Source organism: Rhodovulum sp. HP10 (genome assembly GCF_047553435.1).
Taxonomy (GTDB): Bacteria; Pseudomonadota; Alphaproteobacteria; order Rhodobacterales; family Rhodobacteraceae; genus Rhodovulum.
This window is the reverse complement of record NZ_CP180201.1, coordinates 656,836-672,986: the sequence shown is the minus strand read 5'-3', so window position 1 is coordinate 672,986 and position 16,151 is coordinate 656,836. Positions and strand designations below refer to the sequence as shown.

Genomic DNA, 16,151 nt, shown 5'->3' with positions numbered 1-16,151 from the left:
TCTGGTCCCTTGCGTGGAGGCGACGCCCGGACGTGGCGCCAGTGCTGGCGGCAGGGCGCCGAACGTCTGTCCCGTGGTCTGTCTCCCCGGGGGCGGGCGGGGTCCTGAGGGGTCAGTCGGACGTGCCGTCGCTGTCCGCGTCGTCGCCGGAGGGGCGCAGCCGGGCCAGTGCGGCAAAGGGTTTCAATTCGGCATCCTGCATCGGGGCCACGCCCGGCGCGGCAAAGACCGCCTCGCCGAGATCGGCCCCCTCGGCACGGGGATAGAGCGGCAGCGCCAGGGCCAGCGCCTCTTCCATGACCAGGGCCAGGTCGAGCCTGTCGGGCAGCGGTTCCTCGTTGTCGTCCTCGGGCATTTCGATTTCTTCGGCCTCGGGTCGGGTTGGCATGTCGGCGCGGTAGAGGCGGAGCACGTCGGTGTCGATCCGCGTGGAAACCGGCGCCAGGGTCACGACGCAGGGCTGCACCACCGTGGCGCCGAGGCTGGCCTCGAGGCGCCAGTCGGCCTGTCCCTCGGGACAGAGCTCGCCGAAAAAGCGCAGTTTTTTCAGTGTCGTTATCCCCAGTCGCTCGGCCAGCGCGGCGCGTTCTTCGGGATCGGGCACCAGCTCGAAGGCGATGGGCTCGCGGCTGCGAAGCCCGGCAAGCCGGAGGCTGCGGGGCGCTGTCTTTGCGGGGTTTCGGGGCTGTTCCGGCATGTTGGCCATGGTTCACGTTCCATTCTTGAACCCGGGGCGTGCGATCTGCTAAGCGGGATAGAAGTGAAAAACCCCTGTGACAAGAGGTTGCGATGGCAAGGCCCCGCGCAGTGCACGCCAGATTGGCGCTGGCTGCCGTTCTCTCCGCCAGTCTGCTGGCGTGTTCTCCGATCCACCGCAGCCACGGCTATGCTCCGTCCGAGGAGGATCTGGCCGCGATCTCGGTGGGAGTCGATACCCGCGACAGCGTGGCCGAACTGGTCGGTCCGCCGACCATGGGCGGCGTGAAGCGCGACGAGGCGTGGTATTACGTGCAAAGCGACTGGAAGACGGTCGGCTTCCGCGAGCCGAAGGAAACCGAGCGCCAGGTCGTGGCGATTTCCTTCGACGACTCGGGGACGGTCGAGAATGTCGAACGGTTCGGGCTCGAGGACGGTCGCGTGATCGCGCTGAACCGTCGCGTGACCGAGGCCAACGTCAAGGGCGTTTCCTTCCTGCGGCAGCTTCTGGGCAATATCGGCCAGTTCAGCGCCGAGGATGTCCTGCGCGACCGCTGATCTCCGCTCCGGCCGTGCCCGACCGGGGCCCCGTCCGAGGGGTCCCGCGAGCTTGGGGGCGGAGGCTCAGGTTCCGCCTTCGGTGGTCTCCTCCGGTTCGAACGTCAGCGCCACGCCGTTGATGCAATAGCGCAATCCGGTCGGTGCCGGGCCGTCGGGAAAGACATGGCCCAGATGCGCGGCACAGCTGGCGCAATGCACCTCGGTACGCGTCATCAGAAGGCGCCGGTCGGTGCTCTCTCCCAGCGCGTCGGGGTCGACCGGGCGGGTGAAGCTGGGCCAGCCGCTACCGCTGTCGAACTTGTCGGCCTGATCGAAGAGCGGCGCGCCGCAGCAGAGGCAGGCGAAGGTGCCGGGCGTTTTCGGGAAGTTGTCATGCGAGAAGGGGCGTTCGGTTGCATGCTCGCGGGTTACCCGGTAGGCGAGATCCGGAAGCCGGTCTCGCCAGTCGGGGTCGGTCTCGGGCGTTTTCTGGGTCATTTGGTCTCGCGGGTTCTGTCAGGGTTTCGTCACATCTTGTGTGATATCGGCCGTGGGACAATATCTAGGCGGGCAGTCCCGCCCCGCCAGCCCCCTGGAGCCGTCACGATGCTGTCACTTCGCAAGGGTCGCTATGCCGCGCGGCTGGCCGAGACCCCGTCCGATATTCTCGCCGCACAGCGGCTGCGTTACCGCGCGTTCCGCGCCAGCAAGGCGCATCCCGAGGGGACCGACGCGGATGCCTTCGATACGCTCTGTCGTCATGTCCTGGTCGAAGAGACCCGCAGCGGTACCCTGGTCTGCTGCTTTCGGCTGCTGCCGCTGAGAGGTGGAGCCGAGATCGGGCAGAGCTACTCGGCGCAGTATTACGAGCTTTCCGCGCTCGAGGCCTTCGAGGGGCCGATGGTCGAGATGGGACGGTTCTGCATCCATCCGGACTGGCGCGATCCCGATATCCTGCGCGTGGCCTGGGGAGCGATGACCCGATTCGTCGATGAGGAAGGGGTCGAGATGCTGTTTGGCTGTTCGTCCTTCCGGGGAACCGAGGCCGAGACCTACATGGATGCCTTCGCGCTTCTGCAGGACCGGCATCTGGCGCCGAAGCGCTGGCTGCCGCGGGTCAAGGCGCCGAACGTGTTCCGCTTCGGGCAGATGCTGCGCCGGCGCAGGCCGGATGCCCGGCGGGCGATGCTGGGCATGCCGCCGCTCCTGCGCAGCTATCTGGCGATGGGGGGGTGGGTGTCCGATCATGCGGTGGTCGACCGCGACCTCAACACCCTTCACGTCTTCACCGGGCTCGAGATCCGGGCCATTCCGGCCTCCCGCAAGCGGCTGCTGCGTGCGGCGGGGGGATAAGGCGTCCGGAATTTCGTACGAAATTCCGCAAGGTGGCCCTTGAGCCCCTGAAATTCTTCGGCGAAGAATTTCGATGGCGACCGCCCTGTGCTCCGGGGCGCGCCCCGATCTGCCGCTTGACCGTCGTCAGTCGGCATCATACCCAGCGACCATGGCCCGCGCACCCCTGCTTCAGCTTTCGTCGATATCGCTCACCTTCGGGGGAGATCCGGTCTTTTCCGGCCTCGATCTTGTGATCCAGGAGGGCGACCGGGTGGCACTGGTCGGTCGCAACGGGTCGGGCAAGTCGACGCTGATGAAGGTCATGGCGGGGCTGGTCGAGGTCGATTCCGGCGCCCGCGTGCTCTCTCCCGGCACCTCGGTCGGTTACATGGATCAGGAGCCCGATCTCTCGGCCTTTGCCACGCTGGGCGATTTCGCCGCCTCCGCGCTGGCGCCCGGCGAGGGCTACCGTGCCGAGATCGCGGCCGAGGGGCTCAAGCTCGATCTCGCCGCGTCGGCCGCCACCGCCTCGGGCGGCGAGCGCAGACGCGCGGCGCTGGCGCGCCTGCTGGCCACGGCGCCCGATCTCATGCTGCTGGACGAGCCCACCAACCATCTCGACATCGAGGCCATCGGCTGGCTCGAGACCCAGCTGGCCGAGACCCGGTCGGCCTATGTGCTGATTTCGCATGACCGCGCCTTCCTGCGCAATCTGACCCGGGCGACGCACTGGATCGACCGGGGCGAGGTTCGGCGCCATGATCGCGGCTTTGCGGCATTCGAGGACTGGCGCGACAAGGTATGGGCCGATGAGGACGAGGCGCGCCACAAGCTCGACCGCAGGATCAAGGCCGAATCGCGCTGGGCGGTCGAGGGCATCTCGGCCCGGCGCAAGCGCAACCAGGGTCGCCTGAGGGCGCTTCATGCCATGCGCGACGACCGCTCGTCGATGATCCGCCGCCAGGGCACCGCGGCGATGGCACTGGAGGCGGGGCCCAAATCCGGCAAGCGGGTGATCGAGGCCACCGGCATCTCGAAGAGCTTCGGCGACCGGGTCATCCTGCGGCCTTTCTCGCTTCGCATCCAGCGCGGCGAGCGTGTGGCGCTGGTCGGCCCCAACGGCGTCGGCAAGACAACGCTTCTGAAGATGCTGACCGGCGAGCTTGCCCCCGACAGCGGCGAGCTGCGTCTCGGTACCAATCTCGAGATGGCGGTCTTCGATCAGAATCGCGCAGCGCTCGACCCCGACATGACGCTTTGGGAAAGCCTTGCGGGCGATCCCGAGATGCGGGTCTCGGGCAAGGCCGACCAGGTTCTGGTGCGCGGCCAGCCCAAGCATGTCGTCGGCTATCTCAAGGAATTCCTCTTCGACGATGCCCAGGCCCGTGCCCCGGTGCGTTCGCTGTCGGGCGGCGAACGGGCGCGGCTGATGCTGGCCCGGATCATGGCGCGCGCCTCGAACCTGCTGGTGCTCGACGAACCGACCAACGATCTCGATGTCGAGACGCTCGATCTTTTGCAGGAGCTCGTGTCGGAGTTCGACGGCACCGTGCTTCTGGTCAGCCATGACCGCGATTTCCTCGACCGGGTCGCGACCACCACGGTCGCGATGGAGGGCGACGGCCGCGCGGTGGTCTATGCCGGCGGCTGGAGCGACTATCGCGCGCAGCGGGCCGAGAGCACGGCTTCCGACAGTGGCGCCGAGCAGCCGGCAGCGAAGCGTTCTGGCGGGCGGCCGAAATCCGCAGCGCCCGCGGAAGCGCCGGCCGAGGCGAAGAAGGCGGCTGGGCTCAGCTATACGGAAAAGCACCGCTTCGACGCGTTGCCGGGCGAGATGGAACGCCTCGAGGCCGAGATCGCCAAGCTCGAGGCGCTGCTCGAGGATCCCGAACTCTTCACGCGCGAGCCGGTCAAGTTCCGCAAGGCGACCGAGGCGCTGATGGCGCGGCAGGAGGCCCTGGCAAAGGCCGAGGAAGACTGGCTGGACCTGGCCGAAAAGGCCGAGAACGCGGGCTAGGGGCGCTCGGGCGGCGAGGCCGGCGCCGGGCGTCACGACCCGCTTGCCGCCGCTGCCGCGACCATGGGCGCCGGAGTCCCGACAGTCCCCCTTCTGACAGGTCGGATGCATGGCAGACCCTGTTTCGCCGCTCGCCGGGGCAGGGCGGCCGCACCGGAAATAAGACCGGAAATAAGACAGCATCATCCTCCCGCAGCCTGAAGCTTCCGCCCGACGGGACGGTGGCCGGGGCGGTGCCGTGACCGTTGGCGTCCCGGAACCGGACAGATCCGGGCCGTGTGGCGCAAGCGCATCGAGGCGGGTGGCCGCTTCCGCACCGAAGACCCTCGCAAAGCGCAGGAAACCGGCAGGGCGGCAAAGGGTTCAGGGGCGGGGCCCGGCGGCCGGTGCCACCACCTCGTCGAGGAAGAACAGGTCGGCATGGCGCCCCGGCGCCATGACCGGGCGATGGTGGCCGCGAAACACCATAAGACAGCAGATCCGGGTGCGGTGGCGGTAGCGCGCCCGGCCCAAGCCGGCCCTCGGCATCGTGCCGGCAGCCGCGATTGCCGATGGAGATACCGCGCGCCGGATGGCCCCGCATCTGCCCCAGGGACGTGACGCGGCTCTGCCGCGGGCTCATCTCATCCGCAGGCCCGCATCGAGCCGGATCACTTCGGCGTTCAGATAGCTGTTCTGCAGGATATGCAGCACCAGTGCCGCATATTCCGCCGGATCGCCCGGCCGGTGCGGGGGCGGCACATCGGCGGCGAGCCCGTCCATCACCTCCTGCCCCAGTCCCTCCAGCATCGGCGTGCGGAAAATCCCCGGCGCGATCGCCATCACCCGGATCCGGAGCCCCGCCAGATCGCGCGCCAGCGGCAGCGTCATTGCCGCGATGGCCCCTTTCGAGGCCGCATAGGCGGCCTGGCCCGTCTGCCCGTCATAGGCCGCGATCGAGGCGGTGTTGACGATCACCCCGCGGCAGCCTTCGTCATCAGGGGCATTCTGCGCCATCTCGGCTGCGGCTAGCCGGAGCACGTTGAAACTGCCGATCAGGTTGATCTCGACGGTGCGGCGAAAGCTTTCCAGCCCGTGCGGCCCGGACCGGCCCAGCGTGCGCTCGGCCGTCGCGATGCCCGCGCAGTTGATGCAGGCGGTGATGCCGCCCATCTGGGCCGAGGCCTCGCCGACGGCCTGCTCGACCGAGGGCTCGTCGGTCACGTCGACCGGCTGGAACCCCGCGCCGATCTCGGCCGCCAGTTCCATGCCGTGCTCGGTATCCCGGTCGAGAATGGTGACCGCCGCCTCGGCTGCGCAAAGCGCGCGCGCGGTCGCCGCGCCAAGCCCGGAGGCGGCTCCGGTGACGATGGCCCTGGTTTCGCTGATCTGCATCCGCCCCTCCGTTCTTCCAGAGTCCGTTTTGCCGAGAGCTACCCCCCGCGCGCGCGCCTTGTCCAGAGATCCCGGGAATCCCAGAGACCCGGGCCGCGGACAGGCGCGGCCCGGGAGGCAGTGGCGCGGTGGCTGCGGAAAGACCGTGGCGCGGAAAAACGCCCGCGCATGGAACCCGGGCGCGCGGCCGGGGTTCTAGCCAGGAGTGTCAGCGGTTCCGGCGCTCTTGCTTTGGGGGATGCGGGCGGACTTCGCCTCTTTTGCGCGAAGTTCAGCCTGTCGCGGCGCAGGGACCGGCCAGTATCTGCCGGTTCGGGCCGATCGCAGACCGCGACAGCTCACAAACTCGTGCGGGCCTCTTTTCACGGGGCTGCAGGGGGATTTTGTTTAGGTCACGCGGGATGACCCCCGGTTCCGCAACCATGACGCCAAACACCGCCGATCCCTGGGGACCTCCCGGGGGCGCGGAGAACAACGAGAGGCAAGGAGAAGACAATGACGTCCTATTTTGCAACCGCCGCCGTCGCACTGGGTCTGACCGCAGCGGCCACCGCTCCGGCAATGGCCGGCAGTTATTCCCCCGCTCCCGCCGAGCCGGTCATCGTGCCGGCCGTCCCCGCAGCCGCGCCCGATGGCGACTGGGGCGGGGCCTATCTCGGTCTGAGCTACGGCTATATCGACGTGAACACCGATAGCGGTGCGACGGATGACAACAGCGACGCTGTGGGCATCCATGCGGGCTACCGCTGGGACTTCGGCAAGACCGTCGCCGGCGTCGAGGTCGAGTATGGCGAGCCCGATCTGGACTTCGTCAACAGCACCGGGACCGATAGCGGCAGTGTTGACAATGTCTGGCGGATCAAGGGCCAGTACGGCTATGATTTCGGCCGCACCCTGGCCTATGCGACCGCCGGTATCGTGCCGACCGACACGTCTTTCGGCAGCGAGACCGGGTATCTGATCGGTGTCGGTCTCGACTATCAGATGACCCCGAACTGGATGCTGGGCGCCGAAGTCACCTATGAGGACTTCGACGAATTCGGCAATTCGGGCGTCGGTGCCGACGCGACCACCGCTGCGGTGCGTCTGTCCTACCGGTTCTGACCGGTCCCCGGATGCGCCCGGTCCGTCCCGCGGGATCTTCACGAGATCCTCGCGGGGCGAGCGCTGTCCGGGCTGCTCCGGATCGCCAGCCCTCCGGCCCGGCCTCTCCGGGGCAGAGAAAACCGGCCGCCATCGTTGTCCCTTGCTGAGGGGCATCGGTGGCGGTTTTCTGTTTCCGGGCGACGCTGAACAGCAGCAGAGGCTGCCGGGCGTCGATCCCGAAACCGGGCAGGGCGCCGTGGCTGCGCCTCCGCCGGCTCCGGCCGCAGGGACGGATCGTCCGCGGGGCTCAGCGTCCGGCCCCGTCGGCCCGTCGGCACGCCCCATCGGTTGCATTCGGGCTTCGGCGCAGGACCGGCCGCGTGCCGGACCGAACAGACGCCGCTTTAGCCATATGCGCGGGGGGATGCCTTCCGAACCGTCCTGTCCGATACCTGCCGATACTGTCAAAAAATCCACTGACCGGCGCGCCGAGCGCCGTCTCACCAGACATGGTTCTGCTTTTTCGCGCCCCTGCCTGGTAAACTGGCCTTTTCTGCCCCTGTAGCGAGCGACAGTCCTGACCCGGGCGACCTCCCGGCTGCTGCCGGGTTTTTCAACAATATCCGTCCAGAGAGATCTGCCCACAGAGACCTGCTCAGAGATACGGGCCTTCGGGACAGATCGCTGTCGGTGCGCGGCTGCCTCGGCATGGGGGAATGTCGGCCTCCGTGGCGGTCCTGCAACGCGGCTCGTCCGCGGGCTGTCCTTCGGCCGCGCTATCGAGCGTGGCCGGGACCGTGGCACAGTCCGCATCCCTCGCGACTGTCACCGGAGCCGCCTCTCTGCGGCCTGCGCCCCTGATCAACCTGCCGACCGGGATATGGGCCTCGGTGCCGGCATGGACCCCGGGCCGGGGTGGCCGCTTCGCCCGCGGGCTTTGCCCCTTCAGCCAGTGCGTCCCCGCGCATCCTCAGCAGCGCCGAAAGCGCGGCGCTGTCACGGGGCCGTGCGGGCCAGGTGCTCTCCCTCCATGGCTCCCGGAAGGAGGCGGAAATGCGGGGATGTTGCCGACGGGGCAGGGCGCCGGGCCGCAGAGCCTCTAAACCGGCCAGGAGCCCGCTGGCGTCTTCGGCTCTGCCAACAGGCCCTGCCGCTGGCATGTCCGGGTGACAGGACCAGGTGAGGACGCGCGTCGCGCAATGGCCGGGATCGCCCCGGGTCATGGTGCGCCCGCCTGTCCGGGGTGCGGGCCCGCAAGGAACCGGGCGCATTGGGCCGCTGTCAGCCGAGCCCTTCCCTGATCCGGCGCGGCAGGCTTGTGCGCACCGTCGCGTGGCTTTCGCGCAGCCGGTGCGCCAGTTCATCGGCGCTCAGCGCCCCGAGCCCGAGCGCAATCCAGCCGCCGCGCGGCAGGTAGGGCGCCTTTGCGGCGCGGCCGGTCTCGATCAGCATGGCCGCGAATTCGGGATCGGCGCATTTCACCGAGACCCGGCCCGAGCCCGGCGCCAGCAGCGCGAAGATCCTGCCGCCGACCTTCCAGACCTCGGTGCCGGGGCCGAAGGGCTGGCTGCGCACGGCACCGGGCAGGGCGTCGCAGAAGGCACAGAGCGCGTCTTCGGTCATCGGGATGTCGGATGTCTCGGTCATGGGGGCGCTCCGCCGGGAGGGGAGAGGCTTGGCAGCCTCCCGTCGCGCTGATAAGACAGCAGCATGACGACCGCCCGCAACCCCATTTGCTGCATTACCCGCTGACATCCCCCGGGCGGGACGGGCGTCGTATTTCCATCTTTCAGGATATGTGCCAGAACCCGCCGCGGGACGCGCGCGAAGGATCTGGACCGCATGACCGACATTCAGCTTTACAATACCCGCACCCGCCGGAAGCAGAGGTTCGAGCCGCTCGATCCCGCCAATCTGCGGATGTATGTCTGCGGCCCCACGGTCTATGACCGGGCGCATCTGGGCAATGCCCGGCCGGTTGTGACCTTCGACGTGCTGTTCCGGCTGCTCTGTCATGTCTACGGGGCCGATCACGTCACCTATGTGCGGAACTTCACCGATGTCGATGACAAGATCAACGCGGCCGCGCTCAAGCGCAAGCAGGCGGGCGATCCGCGTCCGCTCGAAGAGCTGATCCGCGAGCGCACGGAAGAGACCATCGGCTGGTATCACGCCGACATGGACGCGCTGGGGGCGCTGCGCCCCAGCCAGGAGCCCCGCGCGACCGAGTTCATCGGGCAGATGATCGCGATGATCGGCGATCTGGTCGCGAAGGGCCATGCCTATGCGGCCGAGGGCCATGTGATGTTCCGGGTGCGGTCCTACGAGGCCTATGGCGCGCTCTCGGGCCGGTCGGTCGATGACATGATCGCGGGCGCCCGGGTCGAGGTCGCGCCCTTCAAGGAAGACCCGATGGATTTCGTGCTGTGGAAGCCCTCGGATGGCGATCTGCCGGGCTGGGACAGCCCCTGGGGACGCGGCCGGCCGGGCTGGCATATCGAATGCTCGGCCATGTCCCATGAATTGCTGGGGCCGAGCTTCGACATCCATGGCGGCGGGATCGACCTGCAGTTTCCCCACCACGAGAACGAGATCGCGCAAAGCTGCTGCGCCCATCCCGAGGGCGGTTTCGCGAAGGTCTGGATGCATAACGAGATGCTGCAGGTCGAGGGCAGGAAGATGTCCAAGAGCCTCGGTAACTTCTTCACCGTGCGGGATCTGCTGGAGCAGGGCGTGCCGGGCGAGGTGATCCGCTTCGTGCTGCTAATGACCCATTACAGAAAGCCAATGGACTGGACTGCTGAGAAAGTCCGCCTTGCAGAGAATACTCTTGAGCGTTGGCGAACCTTCACCGCTCACCTGGAACCAAGCCCGGAGAATGACTTTGAAGCTGATCCGAGTGTGATCGAAGCGCTTGCTGATGATTTGAACACGCATCTGGCTATTTCAAAGCTTAATGCGCTCAAGTCTGAGCCTCAGAAGTTACTCGATAATGCGCGGCTGTTGGGTTTTCTGTCCGACGAGTTCCGAAGCGGAAAAATGGTTCAAGCAATTCCGGCCTCGGTCGGAGGAGAGGGCGACCTGCTCTGGGGTAACGATTACATTCTTCTCCATAAAATGAGAGATCGCCTTGTCGAACTGCGTAATTCGGCGATGGAAACCAAGGATTTCTCCGAGGTGGACCGGCTGAAGGCGCTGCTGATCGGGGCCGGAGTCGAGGTCCGGATGAGCAAGGCGGGCGTCGAGTTGCTGCCGGGGGCGGGTTTCGATCCGGCCAGGCTGGAGGGCGCGGAATGAGCGATACGGCAATCGAAGGGCGGTCCAGCGCTCGGCCCGAGGGGAGGGCAGTGAAAGCGCCTGCCCCTTGGGAAAGGGGCGGGCACTTCCCGGGCCAGAGGCCCGGGCGGGGTGATCTTCAAGGCGGAGCGTCCCGATGAAAGAGCGTCTCTATCTCTACGACACCACGCTCCGCGACGGGCAGCAGACGCAAGGGGTGCAGTTCTCGACCGACGAGAAGATCCGCATCGCCCGCGTGCTCGATGACCTGGGACTCGACTATATCGAGGGCGGCTGGCCCGGCGCGAACCCGACCGACAGCGCCTTCTTCGAGGCCCGGCCCCGGACCCGGGCGACCTTCACCGCCTTCGGCATGACCAAGCGCGCCGGGCGGTCCGCGGAAAACGACGAGGTGCTGGCGGGCGTTCTGAACGCGGGCACCGGGGCCGTCTGCCTTGTCGGCAAGACCCATGATTTCCACGTCACCACGGCGCTGGGCATCACATTGGAGGAAAACCTCGAGAACATCTCGAAATCCGTCGCGCATCTGGTGGCGCAGGGCCGCGAGGCGCTGTTCGATGCCGAGCATTTCTTCGACGGCTACAAGGACAATCCGGACTATGCGCTGGCTTGCTGCCAGGCCGCGCTAGAGGCAGGCGCGCGCTGGATCGTGCTCTGCGACACCAATGGCGGCACGCTGCCGTCCGGGATCGGCCGGATCACGGCCGAGGTGATCGCGGCGGGCATTCCGGGCGAGAGGCTCGGCATCCATACCCATGACGATACCGGCAATGCGGTCGCCTGCAGCCTTGCCGCCATCGACGCGGGCGCGCGGCAGGTGCAAGGCACGCTGAACGGGCTGGGCGAGCGCTGCGGCAACGCGAACCTCACGACGCTGATCCCGACGCTCTTGTTGAAGGAGCCCTATGCCAGCCGGTTCGAGACGGCCGTGCCGGGCACGGCGCTGGCGGGTCTTACCCGGGCCTCGCGGCTGCTCGACGACATCTTGAACCGGGTGCCGTTGAAAGGCGCGCCCTATGTCGGCGCGTCGGCCTTTGCCCACAAGGCCGGGCTTCATGCCAGCGCGATCCTCAAGGACCCGTCGACCTATGAACATGTCGATCCCTCCTCGGTCGGCAATGCCCGCATCATCCCGATGTCGAACCAGGCCGGGCAGTCGAACCTGCGCCGCCGCCTGGCCGAGGCCGGGATCGAGGTCGCGCCGGACGATCCGCGCCTCGGGCAGATCCTCGACGAGGTGAAGACGCGCGAGGGGCAGGGCTATTCCTACGACACCGCGCAGGCCAGCTTCGAGCTGATCGCGCGGCGGATCCTTGGCGATCTGCCTGCCTTCTTCCGGATCAGGCGCTACCGCGTGACGGTCGAGCGGCGGCAGATCGAGGCCGTGCGGGTGCTCACGCTGTCCGAGGCGGTGGTGGTGCTCGATGTCGATGGCGACCGCAAGCTGTCGGTCTCGGAAAGCCTCGATGCCGAGGGCAATGATCGCGGCCCGGTCAATGCGCTCTCGAAGGCGCTGCGCAAGGATCTGGGGCCCTATCAGGCCTATATCGACGACATGCGGCTGGTCGATTTCAAGGTCCGCATCACCGATGGCGGCACCGATGCCGTGACCCGGGTCATCATCGACAGCGCCGATGCCGAGGGGCGGCGCTGGTCGACGGTGGGGGTCTCGCCCAACATCGTGGATGCCTCCTTCGAGGCGCTGCTGGATGCGGTGGTCTGGAAACTGGTGCGCGACGGCGCGCCCGATTACGACGCGGGGGCCAATGACGCTTGAGGCCTGTGCCGAGATCGTGCGGCGGGGCGACCCCGACCGCTTTCTGGCGGCGATGGCGGCACCGGTCGCGGCGCGCGCCAGGCTGCTGCCGCTTTATGCCTTCAATGTCGAGGTGGCGCGGGCGCCCTGGGTGACCGGGGAGCCGCTGATCGCCGAGATGCGGCTGCAATGGTGGCTGGACGTGCTGGACGAGATCGCCTCTGGCCGCCCGGTCCGCAGCCATGAGGTGGCGACCGAGCTGGCGGGCGTGCTGGATGCCGATACCGCCCGCATGCTGGTTCCGCTGGTCGAGGCCCGGCGCTGGGATGCCTATCGCGAGCCCTTCGCCGACGAGGCCGCTTTCGAGGCCCATCTGGCGGCGGGCTCCGGCGCATTGATGCGGGCCTCGGCCCGGGTTCTGGGCGCGGAAGGCGGCACGGAAAGCGGCATGGCGGCGCTGCACGATCTCGGCGTCGCGATGGGGCTTGCAGGCTGGTTCCGGGCGGTGCCAGAACTTTTGGCGCATGGTCGCCAGCCGCTGCCCGATGATCGCCCCGAGGCGGTGGCCCGGCTCGCGCGGTCGGGGCTGGCGCGGCTTGCCTCGACGCGCCGGGCGGGCATTCCGGCACAGGCGGTTCCGGCGGCACGGGCAGCCTGGCGCACGGGCGCGATCCTGACCCGCGCGGCGGCGCATCCCGGGCGGGTGCTAGAAGGCGGTCTCGAAGGCGCCGAGGTGGCGCGCCGGGCGGGGCTTTTATGGCGCGCTCTGGCGGGGCGCTGGTAGGCGTGAAGACGCCCGGGGCCCCGGGCGCTGTGCCTGATCCGGGGCGGCGCGCCCGGCCGGGCAGGCGCTTGCCGCCGGGCCGGAGGCCTCACCCGCCCTCTCGCGCCGGGGCTGCCCGCCGCCTCAGCCCTTCTCGCCGGGGCGCAGCACCAGCCAGATCAGCGCAGCGCCCGCCAGCGCGAGGAACGGCACCATGGCGAGGTTGACCGCCACCCAGCCATCCTGCGGCAGGCCGCCCGAGCAGTTCATCAGACCGCCCGAGGCCAGCGAGGCCAGCGTGACCCCGCCGAAGACGAGGATGTCGTTCATGCCCTGAACCGCGCCGCGCTCTTCGGGGCCATGTGCCGAGGACAGCATCGCGGTCGCGCCGATGAAGCCGAAATTCCAGCCGATGCCCAGCAGAACGAGGGCCGCGAAGAACCGCTCGATCTCGACCCCGGTCAGCGCCACGGCGCCGGCTCCGGCGAGGATCGCAAGGCCCAGCGCCATGATCGGGCGGGCGCCGAAGCGGGCGATCAGATGCCCGGTGAAGAAGCTTGGCACATACATCGCCAGCACATGCGCGGTGACGATGTCGGCGGCGGTGCCGGTGTCGAAGCCGCAGCCGATGACGGCCAGCGGCGTCGAGGTCATCACGAGGTTCATCAGCGCGTAGGAGACCATCCCGCAGATGATCGCGACGGCGATGGTGGGGTCGCGCAGCAGCTCGGCCCGGGTCCGACCGGCATGGTGCACGGGATCGCGCGGCGGCGGGCGGGGGATGTCGAGAAAGGCGAAGAGCAGCACGCCGCCGATATTGATCGCGATGGCGGTGAGATAGGTGCCGAGGAACGGGATCACCATCGCCTCGGCGGTGACCTTCACGAGCTGCGGCCCGAGGATCGCCGCGACCAGCCCTCCGGCCAGCACATAGGAGATCGCCTTGGGCTGGAAGGTGCCCTGGGCGGTGTCGGCGGCGGCGAAGCGGTAGAAGCCCTGGGCCGACATGTAGATCCCGGTCAGCAGTGAGCCCAGCAGGAACAGCGGGAACGAGCCCAGATACAGCCCCAGCCCGGCAGCCCCGGCCCCGGCCGTGCCGCCCGCGACGCCGAGGACGAACCCGGCACGGCGGCCATGGCGCTGCATGAAGGCCGAAAGCGGCCCCGCCGTCAGCATCGAGCCCAGCACGATCAGCGAGATCGGCAGCGTCGCGAGGCAGGCATTGGGCGCCAAAGTCTGGCCCGCGAGCCCGCCCACGGTGAAGATCATCGATATCTGCGCGCCGAGAATCGCCTGGGCCAGCACCAGGACGGTCACGTTGCGCCGGGCGCGGGGGGAAGTGGCGGAGGACGGCAAGGGGTCGGTCATGCCGCTGACCTAGCGCGGCCGGGCGCATTGGGGAAGCCGGGAAAACGGTCCGGCGCGCGGGGGAATAGGACGCGCGCGGTGTGGCTTGTCCCCTTGGCGGCGGGGCTGCACCGCCCTATCGTGCCGGGCATGGTCGGACGCATCATAGAGACCGAGGCCTGCCTGGCCGAAGGCGCGGCGCATCTGGCTGCGGTCGAGCCGCGTTTTGCCCATGCCATGTCCCTGACCGGGCCGCTGCCGCTGCGCCGCCGCAAGGACGGGTTCGAGGCGCTTTTGTCGGCCATTGTCAGCCAGCAGGTTTCGGTCGCGGCGGCCGGGGCGATCTGGGGCCGGATGAAGGCCGCGCGTCTGACCGGGCCGCGCAAGATCCTGTGGGCCTCCGACGAGGATCTGCGCGCTTGCGGGCTGTCGCGCCAGAAGATCCGCTATGCCAGGGCCCTTGCCGCGGCCGGGATCGATTTCGCGGCCCTGCGCGGGGCGCCGACCGACGAGGTGGTCGCGACCCTCGTCGCCGTGTCCGGCATCGGCCGCTGGACCGCCGAGATCTACGCCATGTTCTCGCTCGGCCGCGCCGATGTCTTCGCACCCGCCGATCTGGCGCTGCAGGAATCCGCGAGGCTGCTTTTCGATCTGCCCGAGCGGCCGAAGGAACGGGCGCTGCGGCAGATGGCCGAGCCCTGGGCGCCGTGGCGGGCCGTTGCGGCCCGCGCGCTTTGGGCCTACTACCGGGTGGCCAAGGACAGGGAAGGGATCAGATGACACGGGTTCTGGAAACGGGCCGCGCCGGCGCGGCCGAGGGCCGGGCAGAGCGGCTGGTGATCTTCCTGCACGGCTATGGCGCGAACGGGGCCGATCTGCTTGGCCTTGCCCAGCCGCTCGGACCGCATCTGCCTGGCACCGCCTTTCTGGCCCCCGATGCGCCCGAAAGCTGCGAGGGCGTGCCCTTCGGCTATCAGTGGTTTCCGATCCCCTGGATCGACGGCTCGTCGGAAGAGCAGAGCGAAGCGGGCATGCGCCGCGCCGTCGACGATCTGAATGCATGGCTCGACGCGGTGATGGCCGAGGAGGGCGTCGGTCCCGAGAACACCGTGCTGTTCGGTTTCTCGCAGGGCACGATGATGGCGCTGCATGTCGCGCCGCGCCGCGCCGCGCCCTTTGCCGGGGTGGTGGGCTTCTCGGGCCGGCTGCTGGCCCCCGAGGCGCTGGCGGCCGAAACGGTGTCGCGCCCGCCGGTTCTGCTGGTGCATGGCGATGCCGACGATGTGGTTCCGGTCGATTCGCTGCCCGAGGCGGGAAATGCCCTCACCGCGGCCGGGTTCGATGTCTATGCCCATGTGATGAAGGGCACCGGACATGGCATTGCCCCCGACGGCCTGTCGGTGGCGCTTGCCTTCATGCGCGAGCGCCTCGGTCTCGAAGCCGCCGAATAGGCGCGGCCCTGCCACTGCGGCCTCGCACGGTGTCGCGGGCGACGCTGCCCGTCCTGTTCTCCCCGTCCTGCCGTCCCCGGGCTGCGGGCAGGTGCCGGGCCCGGGAGGATCTTCCTGAGACGATCCCGGTGTCAGGCCCCGGCAAGGCAGGCATTCCAGGCGCCACGGCCCGGAGCGTCCCTCTCGGCGCGTGGCTGACACGCGGCTTCCGGGAGCTGATCCTTGCCCCGGCCGGGGCGTCGTGGCGATCTGCCGGGCCCGGGCGTCGTCTTCGGGGCGCCGATCCCGGTCTTTCTTTCCCGGTCGTTCTGTTCCGGCCCGACGGGGCGGGGTCGGCCTGACAGCGAGCACCCGCGCCGGGCTGCCCCTCGGGGCAAGCCTGACGGTCGCATGACCGACCGGGACGGAAAGGACGGGCGAAACGGACCCAACCCTGTCCGGATCCCGGCGAGCCAGCAGCGGGGGTGGAGCCTCAACCGCTCCGTTGCC

Annotated in this window: 15 protein-coding genes; 9 read left to right on the top strand and 6 right to left on the bottom strand. The window is 68.7% G+C overall.

Annotated elements, in window-relative coordinates; translation table 11 throughout:
- Nucleotides 1-112: 112 nt before the first annotated feature.
- Complete coding sequence (locus ACK8CO_RS02970) at nt 113-706, bottom strand: YceD family protein (RefSeq protein ID WP_414898116.1); 594 nt, start codon at nt 704-706, stop codon at nt 113-115.
- An 83-nt stretch (nt 707-789) separates the two neighbouring features.
- Here ACK8CO_RS02970 and ACK8CO_RS02965 point away from each other — a divergent pair, with 83 nt between their 5' ends.
- On the top strand, nt 790-1,254 hold the full coding sequence (locus tag ACK8CO_RS02965; RefSeq protein WP_155773968.1) for an outer membrane protein assembly factor BamE domain-containing protein: 465 nt from the start codon (nt 790-792) through the stop codon (nt 1,252-1,254).
- A 66-nt stretch (nt 1,255-1,320) separates the two neighbouring features.
- Here ACK8CO_RS02965 and msrB read toward each other — a convergent pair whose 3' ends face one another.
- Entirely contained in the window at nt 1,321-1,734 is a 414-nt protein-coding gene (gene msrB, locus ACK8CO_RS02960) for a peptide-methionine (R)-S-oxide reductase MsrB (protein WP_080615867.1), read from the bottom strand.
- A 108-nt stretch (nt 1,735-1,842) separates the two neighbouring features.
- On the opposite strand from msrB, the gene ACK8CO_RS02955 reads away from it, so the two are divergent.
- Nucleotides 1,843-2,589, top strand: coding sequence for a GNAT family N-acetyltransferase (locus ACK8CO_RS02955; protein WP_414898115.1), 747 nt, complete (start codon nt 1,843-1,845; stop codon nt 2,587-2,589).
- A gap of 151 nt (nt 2,590-2,740) precedes the next feature.
- Entirely contained in the window at nt 2,741-4,588 is a 1,848-nt protein-coding gene (locus ACK8CO_RS02950; RefSeq protein ID WP_414898114.1) for an ABC-F family ATP-binding cassette domain-containing protein, read from the top strand.
- 363 nt (nt 4,589-4,951) lie between these two features.
- Here the strand turns inward: ACK8CO_RS02950 and ACK8CO_RS02945 are convergent, their stop codons facing one another.
- Both ACK8CO_RS02945 and ACK8CO_RS02940 read right to left on the bottom strand, forming a co-directional pair.
- Nucleotides 4,952-5,116: a hypothetical protein gene (locus tag ACK8CO_RS02945; RefSeq protein ID WP_414898113.1), complete on the bottom strand. Its 165-nt coding sequence runs from the start codon at nt 5,114-5,116 to the stop codon at nt 4,952-4,954.
- Between the two features lie 90 nt (nt 5,117-5,206).
- Nucleotides 5,207-5,962: an SDR family NAD(P)-dependent oxidoreductase gene (locus ACK8CO_RS02940; protein ID WP_414898112.1), complete on the bottom strand. Its 756-nt coding sequence runs from the start codon at nt 5,960-5,962 to the stop codon at nt 5,207-5,209.
- Nucleotides 5,963-6,457: 495 nt separating this feature from the next.
- Here ACK8CO_RS02940 and ACK8CO_RS02935 point away from each other — a divergent pair, with 495 nt between their 5' ends.
- Nucleotides 6,458-7,066, top strand: a complete 609-nt coding sequence (locus ACK8CO_RS02935) for an outer membrane protein (RefSeq protein WP_080615870.1) — start codon at nt 6,458-6,460, stop codon at nt 7,064-7,066.
- Nucleotides 7,067-8,329: 1,263 nt separating this feature from the next.
- On the opposite strand, the gene ACK8CO_RS02930 is transcribed toward ACK8CO_RS02935, so the two are convergent.
- Nucleotides 8,330-8,695: an MmcQ/YjbR family DNA-binding protein gene (locus tag ACK8CO_RS02930; RefSeq protein ID WP_414898111.1), complete on the bottom strand. Its 366-nt coding sequence runs from the start codon at nt 8,693-8,695 to the stop codon at nt 8,330-8,332.
- Between the two features lie 195 nt (nt 8,696-8,890).
- Here ACK8CO_RS02930 and cysS point away from each other — a divergent pair, with 195 nt between their 5' ends.
- The 3 genes from cysS to ACK8CO_RS02915 all read left to right on the top strand — a co-directional run bounded on the left by cysS (nt 8,891) and on the right by ACK8CO_RS02915 (nt 12,885).
- The gene (cysS, locus tag ACK8CO_RS02925; RefSeq protein ID WP_414898110.1) at nt 8,891-10,345 is read left to right on the top strand and encodes a cysteine--tRNA ligase; all 1,455 of its coding nucleotides are present in this window, start codon (nt 8,891-8,893) and stop codon (nt 10,343-10,345) included.
- A 136-nt stretch (nt 10,346-10,481) separates the two neighbouring features.
- Nucleotides 10,482-12,122, top strand: coding sequence for a citramalate synthase (gene cimA, locus ACK8CO_RS02920; RefSeq protein ID WP_414898109.1), 1,641 nt, complete (start codon nt 10,482-10,484; stop codon nt 12,120-12,122).
- Complete coding sequence (locus tag ACK8CO_RS02915) at nt 12,112-12,885, top strand: squalene/phytoene synthase family protein (protein ID WP_414898108.1); 774 nt, start codon at nt 12,112-12,114, stop codon at nt 12,883-12,885. The genes cimA and ACK8CO_RS02915 overlap by 11 nt, the downstream gene beginning before the upstream one ends.
- Before the next feature lie 123 nt (nt 12,886-13,008).
- On the opposite strand, the gene ACK8CO_RS02910 is transcribed toward ACK8CO_RS02915, so the two are convergent.
- Entirely contained in the window at nt 13,009-14,232 is a 1,224-nt protein-coding gene (locus ACK8CO_RS02910) for an MFS transporter (RefSeq protein WP_414898107.1), read from the bottom strand.
- 129 nt (nt 14,233-14,361) lie between these two features.
- Here ACK8CO_RS02910 and ACK8CO_RS02905 point away from each other — a divergent pair, with 129 nt between their 5' ends.
- Nucleotides 14,362-14,991 carry a DNA-3-methyladenine glycosylase family protein gene (locus tag ACK8CO_RS02905; RefSeq protein ID WP_414898984.1) on the top strand — a complete coding sequence of 210 codons (630 nt, stop codon included), beginning with the start codon at nt 14,362-14,364 and terminating at the stop codon, nt 14,989-14,991.
- Nucleotides 14,988-15,662, top strand: a complete 675-nt coding sequence (locus ACK8CO_RS02900; RefSeq protein ID WP_080615877.1) for an alpha/beta hydrolase — start codon at nt 14,988-14,990, stop codon at nt 15,660-15,662. Before ACK8CO_RS02905 ends, ACK8CO_RS02900 begins: the two co-directional genes overlap by 4 nt.
- The last annotated feature ends 489 nt before the right edge of the window (nt 15,663-16,151 follow it).